Annotated in this window: 19 protein-coding genes; 8 read left to right on the plus strand and 11 right to left on the minus strand. The window is 57.9% G+C overall.

The window, feature by feature from the left end:
* Positions 1-16: 16 nt before the first annotated feature.
* From DW211_RS09205 to DW211_RS09215, 3 genes are read right to left on the minus strand one after another with little or no spacing between them, the layout of a single operon-like run.
* Entirely contained in the window at positions 17-940 is a 924-nt protein-coding gene (locus DW211_RS09205) for a radical SAM mobile pair protein B (protein WP_118260426.1), read from the minus strand.
* Positions 928-1617, minus strand: a complete 690-nt coding sequence (locus DW211_RS09210; RefSeq protein WP_118260428.1) for a radical SAM mobile pair protein A — start codon at positions 1615-1617, stop codon at positions 928-930. Before DW211_RS09210 ends, DW211_RS09205 begins: the two co-directional genes overlap by 13 nt.
* Positions 1614-1814: a hypothetical protein gene (locus DW211_RS09215; RefSeq protein ID WP_089572807.1), complete on the minus strand. Its 201-nt coding sequence runs from the start codon at positions 1812-1814 to the stop codon at positions 1614-1616. The genes DW211_RS09210 and DW211_RS09215 overlap by 4 nt, the downstream gene beginning before the upstream one ends.
* Before the next feature lie 143 nt (positions 1815-1957).
* Here DW211_RS09215 and DW211_RS09220 point away from each other — a divergent pair, with 143 nt between their 5' ends.
* Positions 1958-2308 (plus strand): TetR/AcrR family transcriptional regulator, encoded by a 351-nt coding sequence (locus DW211_RS09220; RefSeq protein ID WP_089572809.1) that lies wholly within the window; start codon positions 1958-1960, stop codon positions 2306-2308.
* A 28-nt stretch (positions 2309-2336) separates the two neighbouring features.
* Here DW211_RS09220 and DW211_RS09225 read toward each other — a convergent pair whose 3' ends face one another.
* Genes DW211_RS09225 through DW211_RS09235 form a run of 3 tightly spaced genes read right to left on the minus strand, consistent with a single transcriptional unit; the run spans position 2337 to position 4840 of the window.
* Positions 2337-3161, minus strand: a complete 825-nt coding sequence (locus tag DW211_RS09225; RefSeq protein WP_118260430.1) for an NAD-dependent protein deacetylase, SIR2 family — start codon at positions 3159-3161, stop codon at positions 2337-2339.
* An 11-nt stretch (positions 3162-3172) separates the two neighbouring features.
* Positions 3173-3871: a hypothetical protein gene (locus DW211_RS09230; RefSeq protein WP_118260432.1), complete on the minus strand. Its 699-nt coding sequence runs from the start codon at positions 3869-3871 to the stop codon at positions 3173-3175.
* Positions 3872-3874: 3 nt separating this feature from the next.
* Positions 3875-4840, minus strand: a complete 966-nt coding sequence (locus DW211_RS09235) for a Sir2 silent information regulator family NAD-dependent deacetylase (protein ID WP_199576769.1) — start codon at positions 4838-4840, stop codon at positions 3875-3877.
* Positions 4841-4983: 143 nt separating this feature from the next.
* Here DW211_RS09235 and DW211_RS09240 point away from each other — a divergent pair, with 143 nt between their 5' ends.
* Entirely contained in the window at positions 4984-5541 is a 558-nt protein-coding gene (locus DW211_RS09240; RefSeq protein ID WP_118260434.1) for a TetR/AcrR family transcriptional regulator, read from the plus strand.
* On the opposite strand, the gene DW211_RS09245 is transcribed toward DW211_RS09240, so the two are convergent.
* The gene (locus DW211_RS09245; protein WP_118260436.1) at positions 5538-5891 is read right to left on the minus strand and encodes a cupin domain-containing protein; all 354 of its coding nucleotides are present in this window, start codon (positions 5889-5891) and stop codon (positions 5538-5540) included. The two genes, DW211_RS09240 and DW211_RS09245, sit on opposite strands and share 4 nt — an antisense overlap.
* A 151-nt stretch (positions 5892-6042) precedes the next feature.
* On the opposite strand from DW211_RS09245, the gene DW211_RS09250 reads away from it, so the two are divergent.
* The 3 genes from DW211_RS09250 to DW211_RS09260 all read left to right on the plus strand — a co-directional run bounded on the left by DW211_RS09250 (position 6043) and on the right by DW211_RS09260 (position 8469).
* A complete protein-coding gene (locus DW211_RS09250; RefSeq protein ID WP_117803809.1) occupies positions 6043-6369 on the plus strand; it encodes a helix-turn-helix domain-containing protein in 327 nt (108 codons plus the stop codon).
* A gap of 99 nt (positions 6370-6468) precedes the next feature.
* Positions 6469-6999 (plus strand): flavodoxin family protein, encoded by a 531-nt coding sequence (locus DW211_RS09255; RefSeq protein ID WP_118260438.1) that lies wholly within the window; start codon positions 6469-6471, stop codon positions 6997-6999.
* A 180-nt stretch (positions 7000-7179) separates the two neighbouring features.
* Positions 7180-8469 (plus strand): ATP-binding protein, encoded by a 1290-nt coding sequence (locus tag DW211_RS09260; RefSeq protein ID WP_117790850.1) that lies wholly within the window; start codon positions 7180-7182, stop codon positions 8467-8469.
* Positions 8470-8568: 99 nt separating this feature from the next.
* Here DW211_RS09260 and DW211_RS09265 read toward each other — a convergent pair whose 3' ends face one another.
* Complete coding sequence (locus DW211_RS09265) at positions 8569-10809, minus strand: DNA gyrase subunit A (RefSeq protein ID WP_118260440.1); 2241 nt, start codon at positions 10807-10809, stop codon at positions 8569-8571.
* Positions 10810-10854: 45 nt separating this feature from the next.
* Positions 10855-12852, minus strand: coding sequence for a type IIA DNA topoisomerase subunit B (locus DW211_RS09270; protein WP_118260442.1), 1998 nt, complete (start codon positions 12850-12852; stop codon positions 10855-10857).
* A gap of 188 nt (positions 12853-13040) precedes the next feature.
* Between DW211_RS09270 and DW211_RS09275 the strand changes: the two genes are divergently transcribed.
* The 3 genes from DW211_RS09275 (at position 13041) to DW211_RS09285 (ending at position 14849) form a co-directional block, all read left to right on the plus strand.
* On the plus strand, positions 13041-13601 hold the full coding sequence (locus DW211_RS09275; protein WP_199576771.1) for a sugar O-acetyltransferase: 561 nt from the start codon (positions 13041-13043) through the stop codon (positions 13599-13601).
* Between the two features lie 423 nt (positions 13602-14024).
* Positions 14025-14255 (plus strand): helix-turn-helix transcriptional regulator, encoded by a 231-nt coding sequence (locus DW211_RS09280; RefSeq protein WP_055252407.1) that lies wholly within the window; start codon positions 14025-14027, stop codon positions 14253-14255.
* 9 nt (positions 14256-14264) lie between these two features.
* Entirely contained in the window at positions 14265-14849 is a 585-nt protein-coding gene (locus DW211_RS09285; protein ID WP_118260444.1) for a hypothetical protein, read from the plus strand.
* Positions 14850-14939: 90 nt separating this feature from the next.
* Here the strand turns inward: DW211_RS09285 and DW211_RS09290 are convergent, their stop codons facing one another.
* Together DW211_RS09290 and DW211_RS10225 are read right to left on the minus strand one after the other, a co-directional pair.
* Positions 14940-19307, minus strand: coding sequence for a hypothetical protein (locus tag DW211_RS09290; RefSeq protein ID WP_118260446.1), 4368 nt, complete (start codon positions 19305-19307; stop codon positions 14940-14942).
* Between the two features lie 155 nt (positions 19308-19462).
* Entirely contained in the window at positions 19463-20467 is a 1005-nt protein-coding gene (locus DW211_RS10225) for a helix-turn-helix transcriptional regulator (RefSeq protein WP_199408678.1), read from the minus strand.
* Positions 20468-20733 lie beyond the last annotated feature (266 nt).

A 20733-nucleotide genomic window follows, 5' to 3' on the forward strand; every position in this document is an offset into this window, starting at 1 on the left:
TGGGGACACATGTATGTCAATCCTGGTCTAACAGAGCCTTTCTTTTTCCGCTATTATCTGACCCTCGGACTTCCTCGTGATAGAAGTAGTCCACGATCACCGGATGCCCCTGGGGGACTCTGCCATAAGGCATTTCGTTGTCCACAAAGGGGCAATCGTACTTCTTGGCCATTTCCTCGGCTTTTACTTCAAGCGCTTCAAAATAGCTACGGTTGCGCTTGTTATAGATCTCATCGTAAAGCGGTACGAGATTGGGATGTTTCTCGGCGATATAATCCAGGATCGCTTTTTTGAAACCACCCCGAAGATTGAGATTTTCGAGCCAAAACAAATCGCACCGATCCTTTACTCGCTCAAAAATCATCTCAAAATCCGTGATGCCGGGAAATACCGGGGACACGAAGCAGACCGTACGGATATCTTCGTCATACACCTGCTTCATAGCAGCGATACGACGCTCGATGCTCAACGCGGAGTCCATATCGTTCTTGAAGTTCTCATCCAGCGTGTTGATCGACCATGAAACGGTCACTCGTCCAAGCCTCTTCAGCAGATCGATGTCCCGTACCACAAGATCGGACTTTGTGCAGATCAGAATATCTGCATCGCTGCCAATCAGCTGCTCCAGGAGTTTCCTGGTATTCCCGAATCGCTCCTCCTGTGGATTGTAGCCATCCGTCACAGAACCGATAACCACCCGCTGTCCAGCGTATTTCTTCGGATTCTTGATTTCCGGCCAATGCTTCACATCAAGAAAGGTGCCCCATTCCTCCTTGTGTCCGGTAAAGCGCTTCATAAAGGAGGCATAGCAATACTTGCAGGCATGCGTGCAGCCTACATAGGGATTGACCGAGTAGCCGCCTACCGGCAGGCTGGACTTGGTCATGATGTTCTTTGCTTCCACCTCATTGATGAGGATTCCATCGATCACTTCCGCCATGTTCTCTGCACCTCCAGCACTCTTTCGAATTCTTCCGGCAATTCCTGAATCATGTTTTCGTCCCCTATGACAGAGACGAGGTCTTCCTTCATAAACATTGGAATGCCAAGCGCGTGCGCCTGGTCCGTCAAAGACCATGCCCACTCCGGTTCCGTATGAACCTTCCTGCTCTGCGCCCCGGTCATGGTACCGACGACGATCCAGTTGATTCCGGAAAGGTCGACCGTACCGGGATCGTCGAATAGCGGCTCAAAAGTAACGAAGAAGTGATTTGCTTTGACGTTTTTCCGAAGGGCGTCGATACGCCACAGCTCCGCTTTCCTCGTCACCGTAACGCCGAACCATGCGTTTTCCAGGTCGGTATCTAAATCCAGCAAATCGGGTCTCTTGGTCAGGAACAGGAACTGATGCTGTGGATTCTCATGGATCTTTGCAAATACCTCGTCTCGCCATTCCGGCTTCCACCCGGAGAGATCGCTCATGCCGGTAAGGAGAAAGTTCTGCGGGCGTTTCTTTTCCATCATCTTGAGCTTGCTCGGGAAGAACGCAGGATCAGCGAAGTCGTCAATCATATGCCAACGTTTCACATTGTTACGGGCATAGCAATATGGACACCCCACCGTGCAGCCGATGACGATATTCATATTCTGAATCTGATTTTTGATGCAGATGCTCATAACGCCTGCCTACCTGCCTCTCCCGTAAACACGCAATCAGCCTCCCCCACCTTGCGGGCAAAAGCCTCGATATCTTGCTTGCAAGCAGCAGGCTCGCAATCGCTCAAATCGTATGACGTGCCGCCGTTTCGATAGACGGCCCGATGGGAAAACGATCGGCTGACAAGCCCGATGCCGAGCTTCTCGCACAGGGTCATCCGTGCTCCCTTTCAGCTATAAAAAACAGGTGTCTATAAACAGTATCCTTGTTGATTTTCGCAGGGGCAATGAACAAACGCGTGCACCTGTCGATAAACGAACAGCTACTGGACATTGTCAAACGACTCAGATTGGAGAGGCGATGGGAGAAACCAAGATCGACCGCCGGCGGCGCTACACCCTCTCGGTCATACAGGAGGCGTTCTTCGCGCTGCTGGCCGAGGTCGGCTTCGCGAAGATGACGGTGGCGGACATCTGCCGCCGCGCCGAGATCAACCGGGGAACGTTCTATCTGCATTACGAGGATAAGTACGCGCTGCTCGATGCGCTTATCGACGAGGCCCCGAGTTCGCCCATGCCCAGGAGCTGCTCAACGCCTATTCCGAAGGGGGCTTACTGGCGGTATCCGCTCTTCGCGATTCCGATAACCCATCGTGACCTGCGATTCAGGAATACCAGCCTCCGAGCCCTCTCGTTCGGAGGCTGCGGCTAAAACCTCATTGCGCGTCTACCGCTCCGCGTTACTCGCCACCTGCCCGCGCCGCCGAGAGCAGCGTGCTCAAATCGGCCTGGATCGCCTCTGCCTTGCTTCCAAGCTGCAACGGAGCCGAGTCGCCCGAGATGTTTACGCTCAAAAGGTGCGCATCCGGCAGCTTCGCGGTCATGCTCCAGAACGGGAGCGTGATGATGCCGGGGGTCATCTCGCCCACGCCGAGCTCCAGCAACAGCACGCGGTGATCGCTGTGCTCGCGCACGAAGCGCTCGTATCGTCCGAGGCTCTCGCGCCAGGCCGCACCCTGCAGAAACGTGTCGTCGCGCACCCACGGCACGAGCTGCCAGCCGCAATGCGGGCATCGGGGGACGTCCTCGCTGAGGACCTCGAACCCCGCCATGCCCGCGAGCATGCGTTCGACGTAGGGGCTCGCGTCGAAGAGCTCGTCGCAGCATGGTTGCTTGCACTGAAGGTGCGCGAAGCTTCCCTGATAGTTGCAGATCCTCTCGGCGGGAAACGTTTTCTCGACCTGGGTGTCCACGTTGGTGCTCAGGATAAAGTAGTCCTTGTGGGCGATGAGGGAGCGCAGGTCGAGATAGGGCTGCGAGGCCGGCTCGCGCAGCATGAAGTCGATGTATCGCGCGTAGTAGGCCCATTGCTGCTCGAGGCTGGGGTAGAGGTAGTAGAAGCCGTCGAAAAGGCTCTTGAAGCCAAAGGCCTGCTGCCAGTCCTCCATTCCGGCGCGCGTCATGCCTGCGCGGTTGTAATGGTTGAACCCGGCGGCGCTCGACATGCCCGAGCCGATGCCGACGATGATGGCGTCGGCATCGTCGATAAGACTTCGAAGCCTCATCACTTCTCTTTCTAGGGACGGCATCGGGCGATCTCCTCGAAAGCCGGGGCCATATCGCCGTCAACGAGAATCGTCTCGCACGAGGCGTCGGGCGCCATGGCCTGGCTGAAATTGAACACGATGTAGGTGACGTGCTCGCAGGCGCTCGCGACCTGGGCGAGCATGCGCTTTATGATGCCGTTGCGCAGCCCCACGCCAAGTTCGAGGATGGCGACCCTGCCGTTGCGATGGGTGCGCACGAGGCACTCGAGCTCCTCGAGCTGGGCTGTGGCGAGGGCGTCTGGATGGGCGAGACGCTGCTCGTCAATCGACGTGCGCGTGCTTCCCTCCGTCTCGAGCACGCGGTTCTCGTTGAACCCTGCACGTGCGAAGTGCCCGTCAATATTGCACGTGATCACGTAGGTGTCGGCGTGCTCCGTAAGATGCCGCAGCTCGTTCATGAGCGGGCTGGGCTCATACTCGACACACTCCTTTTGATGGAACCGCTCGACCCATCGGCGTCGCACGTTTGCATCCGGAGAGGCGAGCCCCTGCAGTATGCAGCCGATGCCGTCGGCCTGAGCGAGGTCCCCGTACGTCTCTCGGAAATGAGCGTCGGCGCGGAAGAGGTTGAGCCCCTCCGCCATGTCGAGCCCGTTGCTGGCGCCGATGATGACAAGATCCGCCTCGGCAAGTGCCTGGCCGATACGAACCGCTTTTACCGTTTCCATGTGCTACCTCCCCAGCGTTTTGCGCACGTCGGCGAGCACGTCGGCGATGTCGGCGCGAACGGCGAACCCCCGATCCTCGATCGCACGGGGGAGAAACTGTGTCCTGTTGTTCACGGCGATGTAGCCAGCCTGCGGCAACTGCGCTGTGAGGGCCCAGAACGGTTCCTGGATAAACGCGGGCGTCATGCGGCCTACGCCCAGCTCGAGGAAGAGGATTCTCTGCCGCGCGTGCGCATCGATCCAGTCGGACACCTTGCGGTACTGCTCCTCGTAGAGCTCGCCCTGCAGGAAGTTGCCGTAGCCGCGAACCCAGGGGAACGCCTCTGCTCCGCAGTGCGGGCAGCGCGGCACGAGCTCTGTCGGAACCTCCAGGCCGTCTCCCATGGCCTCTACCATACGAGAGACCGGCTCGATGGCGTCCCATACCTCGTCGGTACAGCAACGGGAGCACTGGAAGAAGCGGTGGTCGCCTTGGATTTCTGCCACCTTCTCCCAAGGGTAGATTTTCACGAACTGCGTGTCCTGGTTGGTGGTGAGAACGAAGAAGTCTTTCTCTGTAAGAATGGCGCCGAGATCTTTGTAGGGCTCGCGCAGTGGGGCGTTGAGCGTGGTGTCGAGGAAGGTGGCAAGGTAGCCCCAGCGCGACTCGGCGGTGGGCCAGCGGTAAGACGACCCCTCAAAAGCGCCCCTGAAACCGTAGCGCTCGGCGAATTTGCCGAAATGTCTGCGATAGGTCGCGTTGTCCTCGTAGTAGAAGTCGCCGCCGCCTGCCGCGGAGAGTCCGGAAGCCCCGCCTACCAGCACGCAATCGGCTTCTTCGATCATGCGGGCAAACGTTTCGATTTGCTGGTTGTAGGGCTCTGGTTCGCGGTCGCTCAGCTCATATGGTGTGCCGCCGGCGCGGTAGGCGGCCTGATGGGAAAACGATCGGTTGGTGAGTTCGATAACGAGCTGTTCGTATAGAGTCACTTGATACTCTCTTTCAACTACAATGAACAGGTGTCTATAAAAAGTATCAATGTTGATTTGCATCAGAGCAATGAACAGCTTCGAGCTGCTGTCGATAAACGAGCGGCTGCTGGATATTGTTGAGCGCTGCAATTGGAGGGGCCATGGAAGTGGGGAAGATCGATCGTCGCCGACGCTATACGCTCTCGGTCATACGGGAAGCGTTCTTTGCACTGCTGGCCGAGGTCGGCTTCGCGAAGATGACGGTAGCGGATATCTGCCGCCGCGCCGATATCAACCGCGGCACGTTTTATCTGCACTACGAGGACAAGTTCGCGCTGCTCGATGCGCTTATTGACGAGGCCTTGGCGGCGGTGCCCCCGCTCGAGGGGTCGGAGGCGGATGCCCTCTGCCAGCGTCCGCCGGCAAACGATGACTATTATCTGCTCTACTCGGATGACGACGCGTACGCCCGCGTGGCACAGCGCGTCGTCGAGCGCGGCGCTGAGCAGATGGTTCCCTCGATCATGGAGGAGACCGGGCTTTCGCGCGAGGACGCCTATCTGCTCTTCGTCCACAACGTTCAGGGAAATCTCGCGGTCAACCGCCTGCTCGGTTGGAGGCGAGGGCCCGAGTTCGCCCATGCCCAGGAACTGCTCAGCGCCTATTCCGAAGGGGGCATACGAGCGGTATCGGCCCCTTGCAGATTAATCGCGAATTAGAACATGATGGCGTCGTCGGCCGTGAAGGCATCGAGGGATCCCTGCTTGACCTGAATGCAGACGTATGTGATCCCCGAGTCGGACGCGGCGCGGAACTGACGATGCGCAGCGGGGGAAATGCGCAGCCAGTCGCCGGCCGCAAGCTCGATATCCTCACCGTCGATCGTGACCGAGCCTGCGCCCTCGAGCACGCCATAGATCTCCTCGTTTTCCTTGTGTGCATGGACGAACGGAACGCTAGCGCCGGCGGGAAGACTGTTGATACTCACCTCTGCTCCGGTAAGCCCGAGCACCTCGTGCAGCTCAACGCGGCTCTCATTGCCGATGTGGGTCTTTGCATAATTAGCCATAATGGTTCCTCTCTTGGGGTTGATTTACCTTGCAGGCATCTCCTGCGTGAGATATATTCAACGCGAAAGCGCATGCAAATACGAGTACGCACATATTTGTAACTGCGTGCCTTTTTGTGAAACCGGTATGGTCAAGGAGGTTGGGTCTCCCATGATGGCGAAAGAGGAGCTTCCGGAGTGTCCGGTCGCAACGGCGGTAGCGCTCATTGGCGGCAAGTGGAAACTGCTCATTATTCGTAACTTACGCGTACGCCCTTGGCGTTTCAACGAGTTGCGCCGCAACCTGGAGGGGATCTCTCAGAAGGTGCTTACCGACAGCCTGCGGCAGATGGAGGATGATGGGCTGGTCTTTCGCCATGACTATGGCGAGAATCCTCCCCGCGTTGAGTATGGCCTTACCGAGCTCGGCCGCCAGATGATGCCCATCATGGACTCGCTGGCAGACTTCGGCGCTTATTACAAGACAATTGTTTCGTAGCGGACACATTGCTTGGGGGGCGGAGAACCGCTGCGAGGGTGCTAACGAAAACCTGTCCCGAATCATCGTGCGCCTGCGGCATGAAGAAGGGAGATTCTTATGAAAATCGTTGTATTGAGCGGCAGCCCGCGCAAGGGCGCCAATACTGACACCATGGTCGAGGCGTTTGCCGAGACCGCGCGTGAGGGCGGCCATACGGTCGAGGTCATCCGCGTTGCCAGCAAGAAGATCGCCGGCTGCTTGGGATGCCAGTACTGCTTCGCCCATGAGGGCGTCTGCGTGCAGAAGGATGACATGGCCAACGTGATTGAGTCGCTGAAAGACACCGACATGGTTGTCTTCGCTTCGCCTATCTACTGGTTTGACATCACTGCGCAGGAAAAGACCGCCATCGACCGCCTGTACGCCTTCGGTGCCACGGGTTTCCCGTTCACCAAGACGGCCCTTTTGCTCGATAGCCACAGCGAGGGTGTCTATGATGCGGCGATCGCTATGTACAAGTCAACCTGCGCGTACTGCAAGTGGGAGGACCAGGGCATTGTCACGATTGGTGGCATGACCGAGCGCGACAGCATGGCATCGTCGCCCAAGTTGAAAGAGGTGCGAGAGCTCGCTCGCAAGCTCGCCTAAGGACAAGAAGAACGCATGGCAATCAGCGTTGGTGGAAATGCTTGCTGTCCTTACCGAGAGATAGGGGCGAATTCCCTCAAGTGCCGTATAGAACAATTTTTAAACGCAGAAAAATAACTGAAAACAAATTAATCCGCGTTAAAATATTGTCAAATAGAAGTTCATGAGGGAAGGTTACGTATGCGTCGCAAGGCAGACGAGCTCCTTAGGGAATGGCGAGACAGAGCTGATAGAAAACCTTTGCTGGTCAAAGGCGTGCGCCAGTGTGGCAAGACCTATTTGCTCAGAACGCACGCCCAGGATCTTTTCGAATCGGTTGTCTACGTTAATCTTGAGAACGACCGGTCGGCGCGAGCGGATTTTTCGGGCGGTCTTGATCCTCATTCGATCGTACGTGCGATCGAGGCTCGTACGGGACAGCGTATCGTGCCTGGCAAAACCTTACTGTTCATTGACGAGATCCAGGCATGCGAGGAAGCGCTCACTTCCCTTAAATACTTTTGCGAAGATGCTCCCGAGTATTACGTTGCGGCTGCCGGGTCGCTTCTTGGGGTTGCCATTAACCATCAGTCGTATTCGTTCCCCGTCGGAAAGACCGACTTGATTGAGATGACTCCACTCGATTTCGAGGAGTTTCTCTGGGCGATGGGGCACGATCAGCTGGTCGACGAGATACGCTCATCATTCGAGATAATGGGTCCTCTTGCGCCAAGCCTTCATGAAAAGGCGCTTGGGCTCTATCGACAGTATCTTGTTGTTGGCGGAATGCCCGAGGCGGTCCAAACGTACATCGATGATCAGTCAATCATTGATGTGGCCGAAAAGCATCGGATTATTCTCGACGGATATTCCGCCGACACCAATAAATATGCTGATGAACGCTTGAGCGCAAAGACGCGTGCGTGCTTCGATTCCATTCCACAGCAGCTTGCCAAAGAGAATCGTAAATTTCAATACAAGGTAGTGCGAGCGGGGGGCAATGCGTCTCTCTTTGGAGATGCTCTCGATTGGCTTGTATTGTCGGGTACGGTGGCGCGCTGCAGCCTAGTCGGGCAGATCGAAAGCCCTTTAGAGGCCTTCGTTAACCCTTCTGCTTTTAAAATCTATCAGGCGGATACAGGGCTGCTGGTCTCCAAGGCCGGTGCTCAACGCGCCGATATTCTTGCCGGTATCGGCGGCACATTCATGGGTGCACTTACCGAAAACTACGTTGCCCAACAGCTTTCAGCCATGGGTTATCCACTGCATTATTGGGCGCGAGATAATCGTGCGGAAATCGACTTTGTAGTAGAGAAGCAGGGATGCTTGTCTGCGATTGAAGTCAAGGCGGGGGAGAACACAAGATCTCGAAGTCTGTCCTCACTTAAAAAGACCCATCCGGGCGTGCGCCTTATCAGGCTATCGACTAAGCCCTTTGGAATGAATGATGGGCTTATGTCTGTTCCGCTTTATGCGGCATTTTGTCTATAGGGATGATGCTGGTGTAATGCATGGGGCCCGGGGCGCAGCGTTTACTGCGCTCCGGGCCCCGCTGCTTTGTAAAACCATGACGGTTTAGTCGCCGTTGTTTTAGTCAAACAAACTCGGCATGTCATTTTCCTTCATGAGGGCGCCGGCGGAGGGCAGGCTCTGCGCGGTGAACTTCTCGGCCGAGACGCCGGCGCCAAGGATTTCCTCGGTCGTGCCGACGGTGGTGACCGAGCGGCCCTTCTTGGCCGTAAAGGCCTGGACGCCCTGCGTGTTGGTGGTCGTCTTGGTCTTGAGCAGCGACGTGTTGAAGTTCATCAGACGGTAGTCGCTCGAGACCAGCGCGATGTCGCGATCTTCCTTGAGCACCTGGGCATACAGCAGCTTGCTGCCACCATAGATGGCGTTTTTGAGGCGCTTGCGGTTGGTCTTGGTAACGTATCCGGCAAGCGCGACACGCACCACGCGGCCGTTCTCAAAGACGAACAGCACGTCGGCCTTGTAGTCCTCGGGGTCGATGACCCAGATGACGTTCTCGTCGGGTTCCATCTCAAGATCGGTCGGCAGGTACGAGCCCAGCTGTGCCGACTTGGTGTCCTCAAACGCCGTGACCTTGCACTTGTACACCTGGCTCTTGTTGGTAAAGACCAGCAGCTCGTGGGTGTTGGAGGACGGGAACTCGATAAAGGGTTTGTCGCCGTCCTTGTACTTGAGCGTGGTCGCCTTCTTGAGCACGCGGTCCGTCATCTTCTTGAGGTAGCCATCGCGCGAGAGCATGATCGTAACCGGGTACTCCTCGACCTCGGGCTCCAAGCTTACCTCGATAACCTCATGGGGCTCGACCCTGCCCGTGCGGCGCGGCATCACGTACTTCTTGTTGACCGCTGCCAGCTCGTCGCTGATGACCTTCTTGATGTTCTCTTCGCTCGAAAGGATCTCCTCAAGCTCGGCAATCTCACCCTCGAGCTTAGCGATGTCCTTGGTGCGGTTGAGGATGTACTCCTCGTTGATGTTGCGGAGCTTGAGCTCGGCGACAAACTCGGCCTGGGTCTCGTCGATGTCGAAGCCCTTCATAAGGTTGGGCACGACCTCGGCCTCGAGTTTGGTGCCGCGGATGATGGCGATCGCCTTGTCGATGTCGAGCAGGATCGCCTCAAGGCCGTGCAGCAGGTGCAGGCGCTCGGACTTTTTGCCCAGGTCAAAGTTAATGCGGCGACGCGTGGACTCAATACGCCACTTGACCCACTCGCGCAGGATCTGGCGCACGCCCATAACACGGGGATAGCCGTCGACGAGCACGTTGAAGTTGCACGAGAACGAGTCCTGCAGCGTGGTCGAGCGATAGAGCTTGGCCATGAGCTTGTCGGGGTCGACGCCGCGCTTAAGGTCGATGGCGATGCGCAAGCCCGAGAGGTCGGTCTCGTCGCGGATGTCAGCGATCTCTTTGACCTTGCCCTCCTTGGAGAGCTTGACGATGCGCTCGATGATGACATCGGTCTTGGTGGTGTAGGGGATCTCATACACCTCGATGATGCGCTCTTCGGGAATCCAGCGCCAGCGGGAGCGAATCTGGAAGCTGCCAAGACCGGTCTCGATGATCTTCTCCATCTCCTCGCGGCGGTAGATAATCTCGCCGCCGGTCGAGAAATCGGGCATGGGCATGTACTCGAGCAGATCGCAGTCGGGGTCCTTCAGGTAGTGCATCGTGGCGGTGCAGACCTCGTTGAGGTTGAAGCCGCAGATATCGGACGCCATAGCGACGCCGATGCCCTTGTTGGCCGAGACGAGGATGTTGGGGAACGTGGTGGGCAGCAGACGCGGCTCCTTCATGGCACCGTCGTAGCTGTCGACGAAGTCGACCGGGTCCTTGTCGATGTCCTTGAAGATCTCGGCGCTGATGGGGGAGAGCTTGGCCTCGGTGTAACGCGAGGCGGCGTAGCTCAGGTCGCCCGAATAGTACTTGCCAAAGTTGCCCTTCGACTCCACGAAGGGGGCAAGCAGCGCTTCGTTACCCGTCGCCAGGCGCACCATCGTCTCGTAGATCGCGGCGTCGCCGTGCGGGTTGAGCTTCATGGTCTGACCCACGATGTTGGCGCTCTTCTGGCGCTCGCCCTTGAGCAGACCCATCTTGTACATAGTGTAGAGCAGCTTGCGATGCGAGGGCTTAAAGCCGTCGATCTCGGGGAATGCACGCGAGACGTTGACGCTCATGGCGTAGGGCATGTAGTTGACCTCGAGCGTCTGCGTGATTGGCTGATCGGTGACCTCGGAGTGCAGGCCGATGACGTTCTCGGCGTTGACCTGCTTTTTCTTTGGCTGGTTCTTCGTCTTCTTCTTTGCCACGATTTCCTCTTGAACTTCTTATGGGCCGTCGTTATCGATGTGCTGCTATTGCAGGTCCAGCTGGTCCAGGTATTCCTTGCCGTGCTCGGAGATATGGCGCTTGCGGCCTGCCTCGTCGTTGCCCAGCAACAGGTTGAACATGGTTTCCATCTTGGTGACGTCCTCGGGCTCCACCTTGATCAGGCGACGCGTCTCGGGGTTCATGGTGGTGAGCCACATCATGTCCGGATCGTTCTCACCAAGACCCTTGGAGCGGTTGATCGAGCACTTCTGGTCGCCGATCTCCTTAAGAATGCCGTTCTTCTCGAGTTCGGTGTAGGCAAAGTAGGTCTTCTCTTTGCAGTTGATCTCGTAGAGCGGTGACTCGGCGATATACACGTAGCCCTCGTCGATAAGCGTGGGCACCAGGCGGTAGAGCATGGTGAGCACGAGCGTGCGGATGTGATAACCGTCGACGTCGGCGTCCGTACAGATGATGACCTTGTTCCAGTTGAGGTTGTCCAGGTCGAAGGCACCAAGGTTCTTGATGCGCTTGTCCTTGATCTCCACACCGCAGCCCAGCACGCGCATAAGGTCCATGATGATGTCGGACTTAAAGATGCGCGGGTAGTCCTCTTTCAGACAGTTGAGGATCTTGCCTCGGACGGGCATAACACCCTGGAACTCGGCATCGCGCGAGGTGCGGATGGCGCCTGCTGCCGAGTCGCCCTCTACGATGTAGATCTCGCGACGGCTCTTGTCCTTGGAGCGGCAGTCGATGAACTTCTGCACGCGGTTGGCCATGTCGGTCTTCTGCTGCAGATTGGTCTTGATGCTCTGGCGCGTCTTCTCGGCGTTCTCGCGCGAGCGCTTGTTGATGAGCACCTGCTCCACGATCTTGTTGGCAGCGTCTTTGTTCTCGATCAAGTAGGTCGAGAGGCGCTCCTTAAAGAAGGCGGTCATGGCCTGCTGGATAAAGCGGTTATTGATAGCCTTCTTGGTCTGGTTTTCGTAGGACGTCTGGGTGGAGAAGCAGTTGGTCACCAGTACCAGGCAGTCCTGGACGTCTTGCCACTTAATGCCGGTCTCGTTTTTGTTGTACTTGCCCTGTTGCTTAATATAGGCATCGATGGCGCTGGTCAGAGCGCTGCGCGCGGCCTTCTCGGGCGAGCCGCCGTTCTCGAGCCACGATGAGTTGTGGTAATACTCCTGCATCATGAAGGTGCGCGAGAAGCACATGCACGCGGTGATCTTTACGTTGTAGTCGGGCAGGTCCTCGCGATCGCGACCGCGGCGGTCGGCCTCGATAAAGAAGGGTTCGGTAAGGTAGTCGGTACCGACCTTCTCGAGCACGTAGTCCTCGATACCCTTGGGGTAGCAAAAATCCTCTTCGGAAAACTCGCCATCGTCGCCCTCGATGCGCAGGCGGAAGGTCACGTTGGCGTTGACCACGGCCTGGCGGCGCATGGTCTCGCGATACCACTCGTGGGGAATGCTGATCGAGGTAAAGACCTCAAGATCGGGGCGCCACTTGATGGTGGTGCCGGTGCGGTTCTCGTCGCTGGGCTCAATCTCGAGCGCCTTCTTTTTGGCGCCGACGACCTTACCCTTCTTAAAGTGCAGAGAGTACTTGTTACCGTCACGCCAAACCGTGACGTCCATGTACTCGGAAGCGTACTGGGTCGCGCAGGAGCCCAGGCCGTTGGTGCCAAGCGAGAAGTCGTAGTCGCCGCCCTGGTTGTTGTTGTACTTGCCGCCGGCGTAGAGCTCGCAGAAGACGAGCTCCCAGTTAAAGCGCTTCTCGGAAGGGTTCCAGTCGAGCGGGCAGCCACGGCCGTTATCCTCTACCTGAATGGAGCCATCGCGAAAGGCGGTAAGGGTGATAAGTTTGCCGTAGCCCTGGCGTGCCTCGTCAACGGCGTTGGACAGGATCTCGAAGGCAGCATGCGCGCAGCCGTCGAGCCCGTCCGAGCCAAAGATGACGGCGGGGCGCAGGCGTACGCGCTCCTCGTCCTTGAGCTGGCGGATACTGTCGTTACCATAGTTTGCGGTGTTTTTTGCCATACTCGCTCTCTCGGTGCTCCCTTGCTGCGTTTTAGTCATATAGATAGTCAAGGTAGCATAGCCCAGCCCACAGACGATTCTACCTAACACGAAATCCATCGAACGCGCGTTCGTTATCGGTATGGAAACCGACGGCTTATCAAATGATAGAATTGCCGCCACAAATGTTTTTATTAAGGGGGCTCACAGTGACCGAGAAAGAGAAGATGGAGCGCGGGGAGTGGCATGATGCCAACTTTGACGAGGAGCTTCTGGCAAAACGGGCGAGGGCAGAGGAGCTCTGCCATGACTTCAATATGGGAAAACCCGGAAGCAACGCGCAGCTTGACGCCCTAAAAACCTTGCTCGATACCGATCTTCCGGCGGGGCTGACGGTCCTTTCGCCTGCCTACTTTGACTACGGGGACAAGACAACCTTTGGCGACGGCTGCTTTGTGAACCATGGCTGCTACTTTATGGACGGTGGTTCTATTGCCTTTGGTGACAACGTGTTTATTGGGCCGTTTTGCGGCTTCTATACCTCTTCGCATCCCCTTGGGGCAAAAGAGCGCAACTTGGGTCTCGAGAGGGCCCTGCCCATTGTTGTTGGCGATAACTGCTGGTTTGGCGCGAACGTGTCCGTACTCCAGGGGGTTACCATCGGCAGCGGCTGCGTTATCGCTGCGGGAAGTGTTGTGACGGAAGACCTTCCGGACAACGTGATGGCGGCAGGCGTTCCCGCGGTCGTCAAGAAGATCATCGAACAATAACGGAGCTATTAAGCGATGGGGCACGCATGGTTCCGGCAAATCCGGTTATTGGCGTGCGCGTTGGCCATGCCGCGGGCATCGATTATGAGTAGCCATGTGCGAGAGCCCCGAATACTTCGCTGGCGTTGGTCATCTTTGAGGTCTCGGCGCTGAGATAGGACGGCACTTCGCTTTCTAGGCGGGCGCCTTGAGCGTCTTCTTTATACGTGCGAGTTCACGCTCCCTGCCGAAGTCCCACTTACTCGGGTCCTTCCACTCGGTTCTGCCCGAGTAAGATTGAAAAGCGAATCGAAATTGCATGTTCCTATGGCGATGACGAACATGGTTTCCATAATGACAGATATAGTTGACATCTTCTGATGGATGCAATATATTTCTGTCATGTTGCAACGGATATCTGTCCATTACTACGAAAGGAACTCCATGCCGGGCAAAAAGAACCTACGCATGAAGGCGGCGCGCGCGGCAGCTGGCCTTTCGCAAGCCGACTTAGCCCAAGCCGTGGGCGTTACGCGCCAAACCATCGGCCTTATCGAGGCGGGCGGCTATAACCCCACGCTCAATTTGTGCGTGGCAATCTGTAAGGCGCTGCGCGTTACGTTGAACGACTTGTTTTGGGAAGACGAAACCGACGCCGACCCTAATGCTCTTTAGGAGTTCACTATGAAATATGAAGATCTGAAAATCGTGCAAAAGTGGCGTGAATATGCCGGCCCAAAGGATGAACGCCTGGAGGCTGAGAGCGCGAAGATCTACAAGATTGGTTTCGTGCTGCTTTCGTTTGGCATGTTGATGATCTTTTTCTACCAGTTTATAGCTCGACAGGTTGCGTGGGTTCACAGCGACGCCAGTGAAATGCCGCATGGCTTTGCAACGCCGTTCGAGGCAGCCATGTATTTGTGGCTCGTTCTCGTGATGTTGATTTGCGCAGGACTGCAAACGCGGAAGGGCTATGTCGATACCAATCGTTTTGGGCAAACCGAGCATCTTCCTGTTGGATATTTCCTGCTTGTCAGCGGTCTTAGCGGCGCCGCGTTCGCGCTTGTTATTGCCGCAATGCGCTGTATCGCTGAGGCGCAGATTGTACCGCTCGAAAGCGTCTTTTGGTTGGCGAACCTGGCCACGGGCGTGTTCTGCGGTGCGACGATTTTCGCGGCCACGTTTGCTGTCCTGTGCGCAACGTTTTTCACGGCGAAAAGACGCCGTGCCAAGCTCGAGGCAGAACTCGACTCCTCAGACGACATTTAATGCGCAATGGGCTGGCTCTGGGTATTCAGAACCAGCCCATTTTGATGTTCGATGAGCCGAGTCGGCGCCTCTCACAAAAGTAACTAGGAGCTAGCGAGTCCTATCCGAATTGTCCTCATTGGCGGTGTCTTTTTCGACCGCCGTGCGGCGGGCGCTGTAGGCGACGAGGCCGGCGCCTGCCGCGGCGAGTGCTGCAGCGGCTGCCGTAAGGGGAGCGTTGACATCGCCCGTGCCCGCAAGCGCACCCGCTTTTCCGGAGCGCTTGTTATTGCCGTGGTCCTTGCCACTGCCGGAGCTGCTTCCGCCGGAGCCGCCGCCCTCGTCAGCACCGCCGCCACTCGAACCACCATCGCCGTCTGCTGTCATCGGGGCGTCGTGAAGTCCTGTCGTATCCGCGCTGTCGCATACACCGACCTGAGCTTCTGAGCGTTCGCATGCCGCGTCGGGCACATGAAGCTCGTGCAGTACGGCACCCAGCGCCGAGTTTGCGCCCGGTCGAATTTCCTCGAGCGTTATGGGATCGAGCGCCACCAGATTACGTGCCTTCGCATACAGCGTTACGCGTTTGCCCACTTCGTCGCTCCAACTCTCGGGGATGGCGAAGCTCATGCGGAACTGTGCCGTGCAGCCCGGTGCCAGCACGGCGTTGCCGTTGTCGGCTACCAGCGGGTGCGTCGCAAAACGTGCGCCCAGCGTCTCGAGCGCGTACTTCACGTGTGCCATATCATTGGTCGAAGCATCCTCGGCAAGCTCTGGATCGTAGATCGAAGCCATGCGTACGTTCGCTCCGAATCCGATGGATGCGCTGGAGAACGGTTGGCTGGAGCCCTCTCGGTACAGATCGATCGTGCCGGCAGTCAGCAAAGTGTTGCCGTCGTTTCGCACCGTGACCATGAAGGATTCGCCTGCTGCTCCGGGCACCACCGCGCCCGAGGTAGCGACCGCGCCCGTCGGAGTGGCACACGCCACCAGAGGCACTTCGATACCGTGCAGCTCTGCCTCGCTCTTCTCCGCGCTCACAATGTGCGTGGCGAGCGCGGAGAGCATGCCTCCCGACGTCAAAAATGTCGTTATCTGATCGACGGGATGGTCCAGCTCGCACATCACGAACGGCTCCGTGAACAGATCGCCTGCCAAGGTGCTGGCGAAGATGCGGAAGTGCTTGCCCATCACTGCTACCGGGTTGCCTTCTTCGTCGTAGGTTTGCCCCACCTTGCCATCGGTGTTCTCTACATAGAGCGCGCACCTGCCGTTGTTGCTTACGCTAAACGATGCCGGGCCACAGCCTGCGGCACCCACGGGCTGCGTTGCAAATGCCGATGCGCCTCGCGTCCAAGTAATATGCTGCAGCTGCTCGTTGACGGTGGCCAAAAAGCCCGAATGTTGTGGCCACGGCACCGCATGGGGCACCGTGGCGTCTGGTGGCATAACGCCCCAACCCGCAATGGACTGGCCGATCACGGCGTACGATGCGCAGCCGCAACCGCCTGCAGTCTCGTACGCAACGGGCACCACCATTTTGCCGTTGATATTCTCGGGCTCGCTCAGCTCGATACTCGACGGTGCCTGCGGAAAGCGAAGAACTTGGCGGAACGTCAGGCTGTCGCCCGAAACGTCCGACCACAGGGTGAAGCACTCCAGCGCAACCTCAGCCTCGCTGCCGAGCGCCTTCTCTGCGGTGGCTCCGCGGCGGTGGAGGTAGGCACCCGACAGGCGTCCGTTGACCAGCGCCTTGCCTACCGTGATACGCGGGCACTGCAGGCAATGGTAGCCATCCTCTTGCAGGCGGCCGCGCGAGATGCTGCGCCATGACGTATGCGACACCACGCGGATCTCGTCATTACTTATGCGCAGACGCACGACGGACAGTATGCCGGCTGTGCTTGCCGTATCGAAAAGGGTGTTGTCGCCGGCGGGGCGCTCGCCCGAGACCAGCAGCACGTAGGCGTCCTGGTTTCCTCTTCCGTCCGTATATTCCACCACGTCGAAGTCGTAATCGAATATGCCGTCGCGCTCCACGTCGCCCTCGCCAAACCCAAGGGGAAAGTCCACGGGCGTGGGAGCGGACCACGTGCCGTTTGCCTTTGTGTGCACCACCAGGCGCGAGCGGCCATTGTCGCCGTAGCGCACCGAGGCGATACGGAACAGGCATTCTACGCCGGCAATCATCGTTAGCTTCATGTGGGCTTCGCTGAGCACGCCGGAAAACAGCACGTTGTCGCTCGAGGGTTTTATGCCGCCACGCTCGTCCTCCGACACGCCGGCAGAATTGGCGTTCGGGTCCGCAACGGCGTTCGTTGACTGACCGATGTAGGTGTACTCATACATCGGCGCGGCGTTTTCGTCGTTTTCCATCAGTGCGTGGACGAAATGCTCAACCTGTCCCGTGTCGTCGCTTTCTGCATCCGCCTCGAGCTCAATGCGCGTGACCGCTTGATCCCAATCGCGCACGACAGGCGCGACGTTTATCGCGGCGGCTGCAACCTCGGCGCGTGCGAGCAGCTCGGAATTGGTGACGATGGTGGCCGACGCGATAAACTGCGGCACACCACCTGCCTCGGTGTTGCCGGGCGTGCCGAAGCAGGCATCCAGCGTGTAAGGCGTATCTCCACCCAATGCCAGCTCAGAGCGTTGGGGCACATACCGGTCGTCATTGTTCACCGACATATTCCACGAATCGATGAGTGTGGGCCACGACCCCGACCAAGCCTTGGTGGTCCACTTGAACATTACGAACTGGAGTATCACATCGACATCGACGTCTGCACCCACGCGCAGCCGCGGAAGCTGGTGTCCATCTGCCTTCTCGTACCCAATGAACAGCGTGAGGGATGCGGCACCGCGCACGGCAGACGAAGCGACGCCTGCAACGCCGGCTCCAAAGGTGACGGCAAGTCCGATCTGGATGGTGAACGAGCCCGACGTGTTGGAATAGTCGAGCGAAATGTTCTTGAAAAACGCCGCGCCGCTGCCGTGCGTGTGGGCACCCACAGCGAGTGCCAGCTTCGCCAGCACCCAAGGGTTGACGTTTAGGAAAAATGGCACCGGTCCTAGGGTAAACTGCTCGGTCCAATTGAGGTCAGTTCTTACCTGGAAGAGGGCCTTAATATTGCCGTATGCAGGGTCGTTGTTGTTACCCCAGGTTTTGCCCACCCAATCGTAGGCGAGCGAGCCGTACAGCTGTGTGGCGATATCCATCGTGAACAGCGGCGTGCAATGGTGGCGAAGGAGCTTGGTGTTTCTTGGATCGGTGCCCGAACCGGCACTCATACTTTTGTACTGATTCCACTTCCCCTCCATCTCGTCGAGGTAGCGGTTTGCCTGCTTGGCGCCCGACTCACGCGGCGATTTCTTCCAGTATTCCGGATCAGGGTTGCCCGAATCGTTCATATAGCTGGCTGGTTTGTATCCTCCGCCAAACAGTACGTACCCGGCAAACGAGAAATCGAACAGAATGGGGAACGAGGGCATCCAGCACGTGAACTTATTACCACCGATGCCGGGAAACGATGCGGGGAAATCAAACGGAGTGATCTCTTGGTCCATAGTGGTGGGGACGATAGTGGTCGATCCGGATTCCGCCTTTGCCGCCGGCGCGGTAACAACGGCCATGGGGGAGGAGAGCGTGTAGGTTTTGTCCTGGTAGTCGAGGACAAAGCGCAGCTTGCATCCTTCTTCCAGAAGGCTCGACGCTGCATCGAGGAACTTGTCTTCGAGTGTGAACGTCGCCAGATTATCCGCGCTCGATGCGCTGGCCTTGATCTGACCAATCTGCGTGACGGTTTCGGTTGAGCTGCCCGCAGCGGGCATCACTTTATTGATATGCAATGTTGCCTGCCCGCCCTGCGGCAGATGAGCCTGCACGGTAAAGGCGTGCGTATCGGGCTGCTCGTTTGCCGTGTCGTCCTTCGGCAATGCCATGAACGTTGCTTCAGCGTACTGGATGTCCCATTCGTCGAATGTGAGCTGGCGGAAGTACGGCTCGCCGTCGGAAAGCGGACGCGTGGGCGCGGTTATGGCGGTGCCGCCCTGGATACGCGCAAGGGGAATCTCGACATCGCGGTAGCCCGCCATGTTAATGGAGATGCCGCCGTTAAAGTCGTACGCGTCAAGGAGCTTTGCCTCGTCTACGTAGCCTTCCGAAAGCGAGGCAATCTCAAAGATGGCGGTGCCTTCGTCATCGGTCGTGGCGGCGAGCTGCTCGCCTGCGGCGTAGCGCGACGTGAGCGTGACCTGCGCTCCCTTGATGGGCATATTCTTGTTGGCGACGTCGACCACGACCACACCAAACATGGTGCGCGAGAGAACGAGCACCCTGAAGGGGTCTTTTTCGTCGGCATAGGCCGCGGTGGGCGCGAACGGCAGCAGGAAGGCATTTTCGCTTCCCGGCACGCGAGGCAACATGATGCTCGCTAGTGAGGACGCTCCGGCAACAAGTAACGAACGGCGATCAAGCATCTTGGGCTCCCATCCCGCAAATATCGGTGGAAATAATCCAATTTTGCGAGAAGACGCTTCGTGGCGGTAGTGCCGTTCAAGGGTCAAAATGTCCAAATTGATCGAGCGAAGCGCCGGGTTCCGGAACGCGTTCGATGCGCTTGGCAGCCCGGTCGCTAACGCAACATGTGCGCGACCAGCTCGGCGCGTGTGCCGATGCCAAGCTTTGCGTATACGCCGGATAGGCGGTTTTTGACGGTGCCCGGCGATACTCCCATATGGCGTGCGATTTCAGCGTTGGTCCATCCGCGGCAGGCGAGCATGGCCATGGTGAACTCTGTGGTCGTTAAATCGTCGGCAACGTCCTCGCCCGAATCGGGGTTGTGGATGCGCCGCCAGCCGTAGCTGAAGCGGTACGTGATCTCGATGATGCGTGCGAAGTCGTCAGGGTATTGCGTTTTTAGGCATGCCTCGATGAGCCCCTGCAAAAGGCCGTGGTGCTCGCCAATGAGCTCGATAAGGCCGTCGGGGCGCGCAATGTCCCAAGCGGCTCCAAAATGCGCTTTTGCGGCGTCGATGTCCTTGAGGCTCATGCATGCCATGGAAGCTGCCAGGTGCAGGAACAGTTCCGAGATGGGATAGCTTCCCTGTTTCATAATTAGGGCGTTTTCCGCCATGCCCAGGCTGCGGCCGTATTCGCCGCGCAGATACAAGGCGTGCGCCATCACGTAGCTGGCGAACAGTCGCAGGCCTTCGGGTAGGTGCGCCGCAAGTGGATAAAACTCTTCGGCAGAATACGGGGAAGGCAAGTGCAGCAGGACGCTCGCGGCCGAGGCGAACAGGATATGCGTGGCGTGGACGGCGGGCGATTCCTCGTCGGCCGGCGTATCGAGGATGCCCGCAAGGCACCGGCGGGCGTCGGCGATACGGTTGAGCGACAGACTGGCGTATCCGCAGATAAAGCATGCGGAATAGCGCAGCGCGGGATCGGTGACGTCAAGATAGGGGTGCGCCGTCTTGGCGGCGAGTGCGGCCTGTCCGCGAAAGTACAGCGCTTCTGCCGTGGCGATGGCGCGTGAATCGGGGTCGGAAATGCCTGCAACCGCAGCGTCAATCTGCCCCGGCACAAAGGCGGTGCACATCAACGGCATGGGAACGCATGGGTAGCCATCGCAGTCCATCTTCCATCTCCCAACAGCTGGCAACACTAGCAGCAATTGTACTCTTGTTGCTCGGGACTGGAATTTGTGGGTATCGTCTACGATTGTGCCGAACGTATAAAGGAAGAGTCTATTGGCGATGCTCCCAAGGTGGCTACCGAAGTCTAGCTGACCTTGGGATATAGAAAAACTGCCGCCCCTGCAAAAAGCTCTGTCGCAGCGATGGGAAACGTATCTCGTTCTGCATATAATGAGGTCATATGACGGTGCGTCTGCATACGCGCGGC

Source organism: Collinsella sp. AM18-10, from assembly GCF_003471585.1.
In the GTDB taxonomy this organism is placed as follows: domain Bacteria; phylum Actinomycetota; class Coriobacteriia; order Coriobacteriales; family Coriobacteriaceae; genus Collinsella.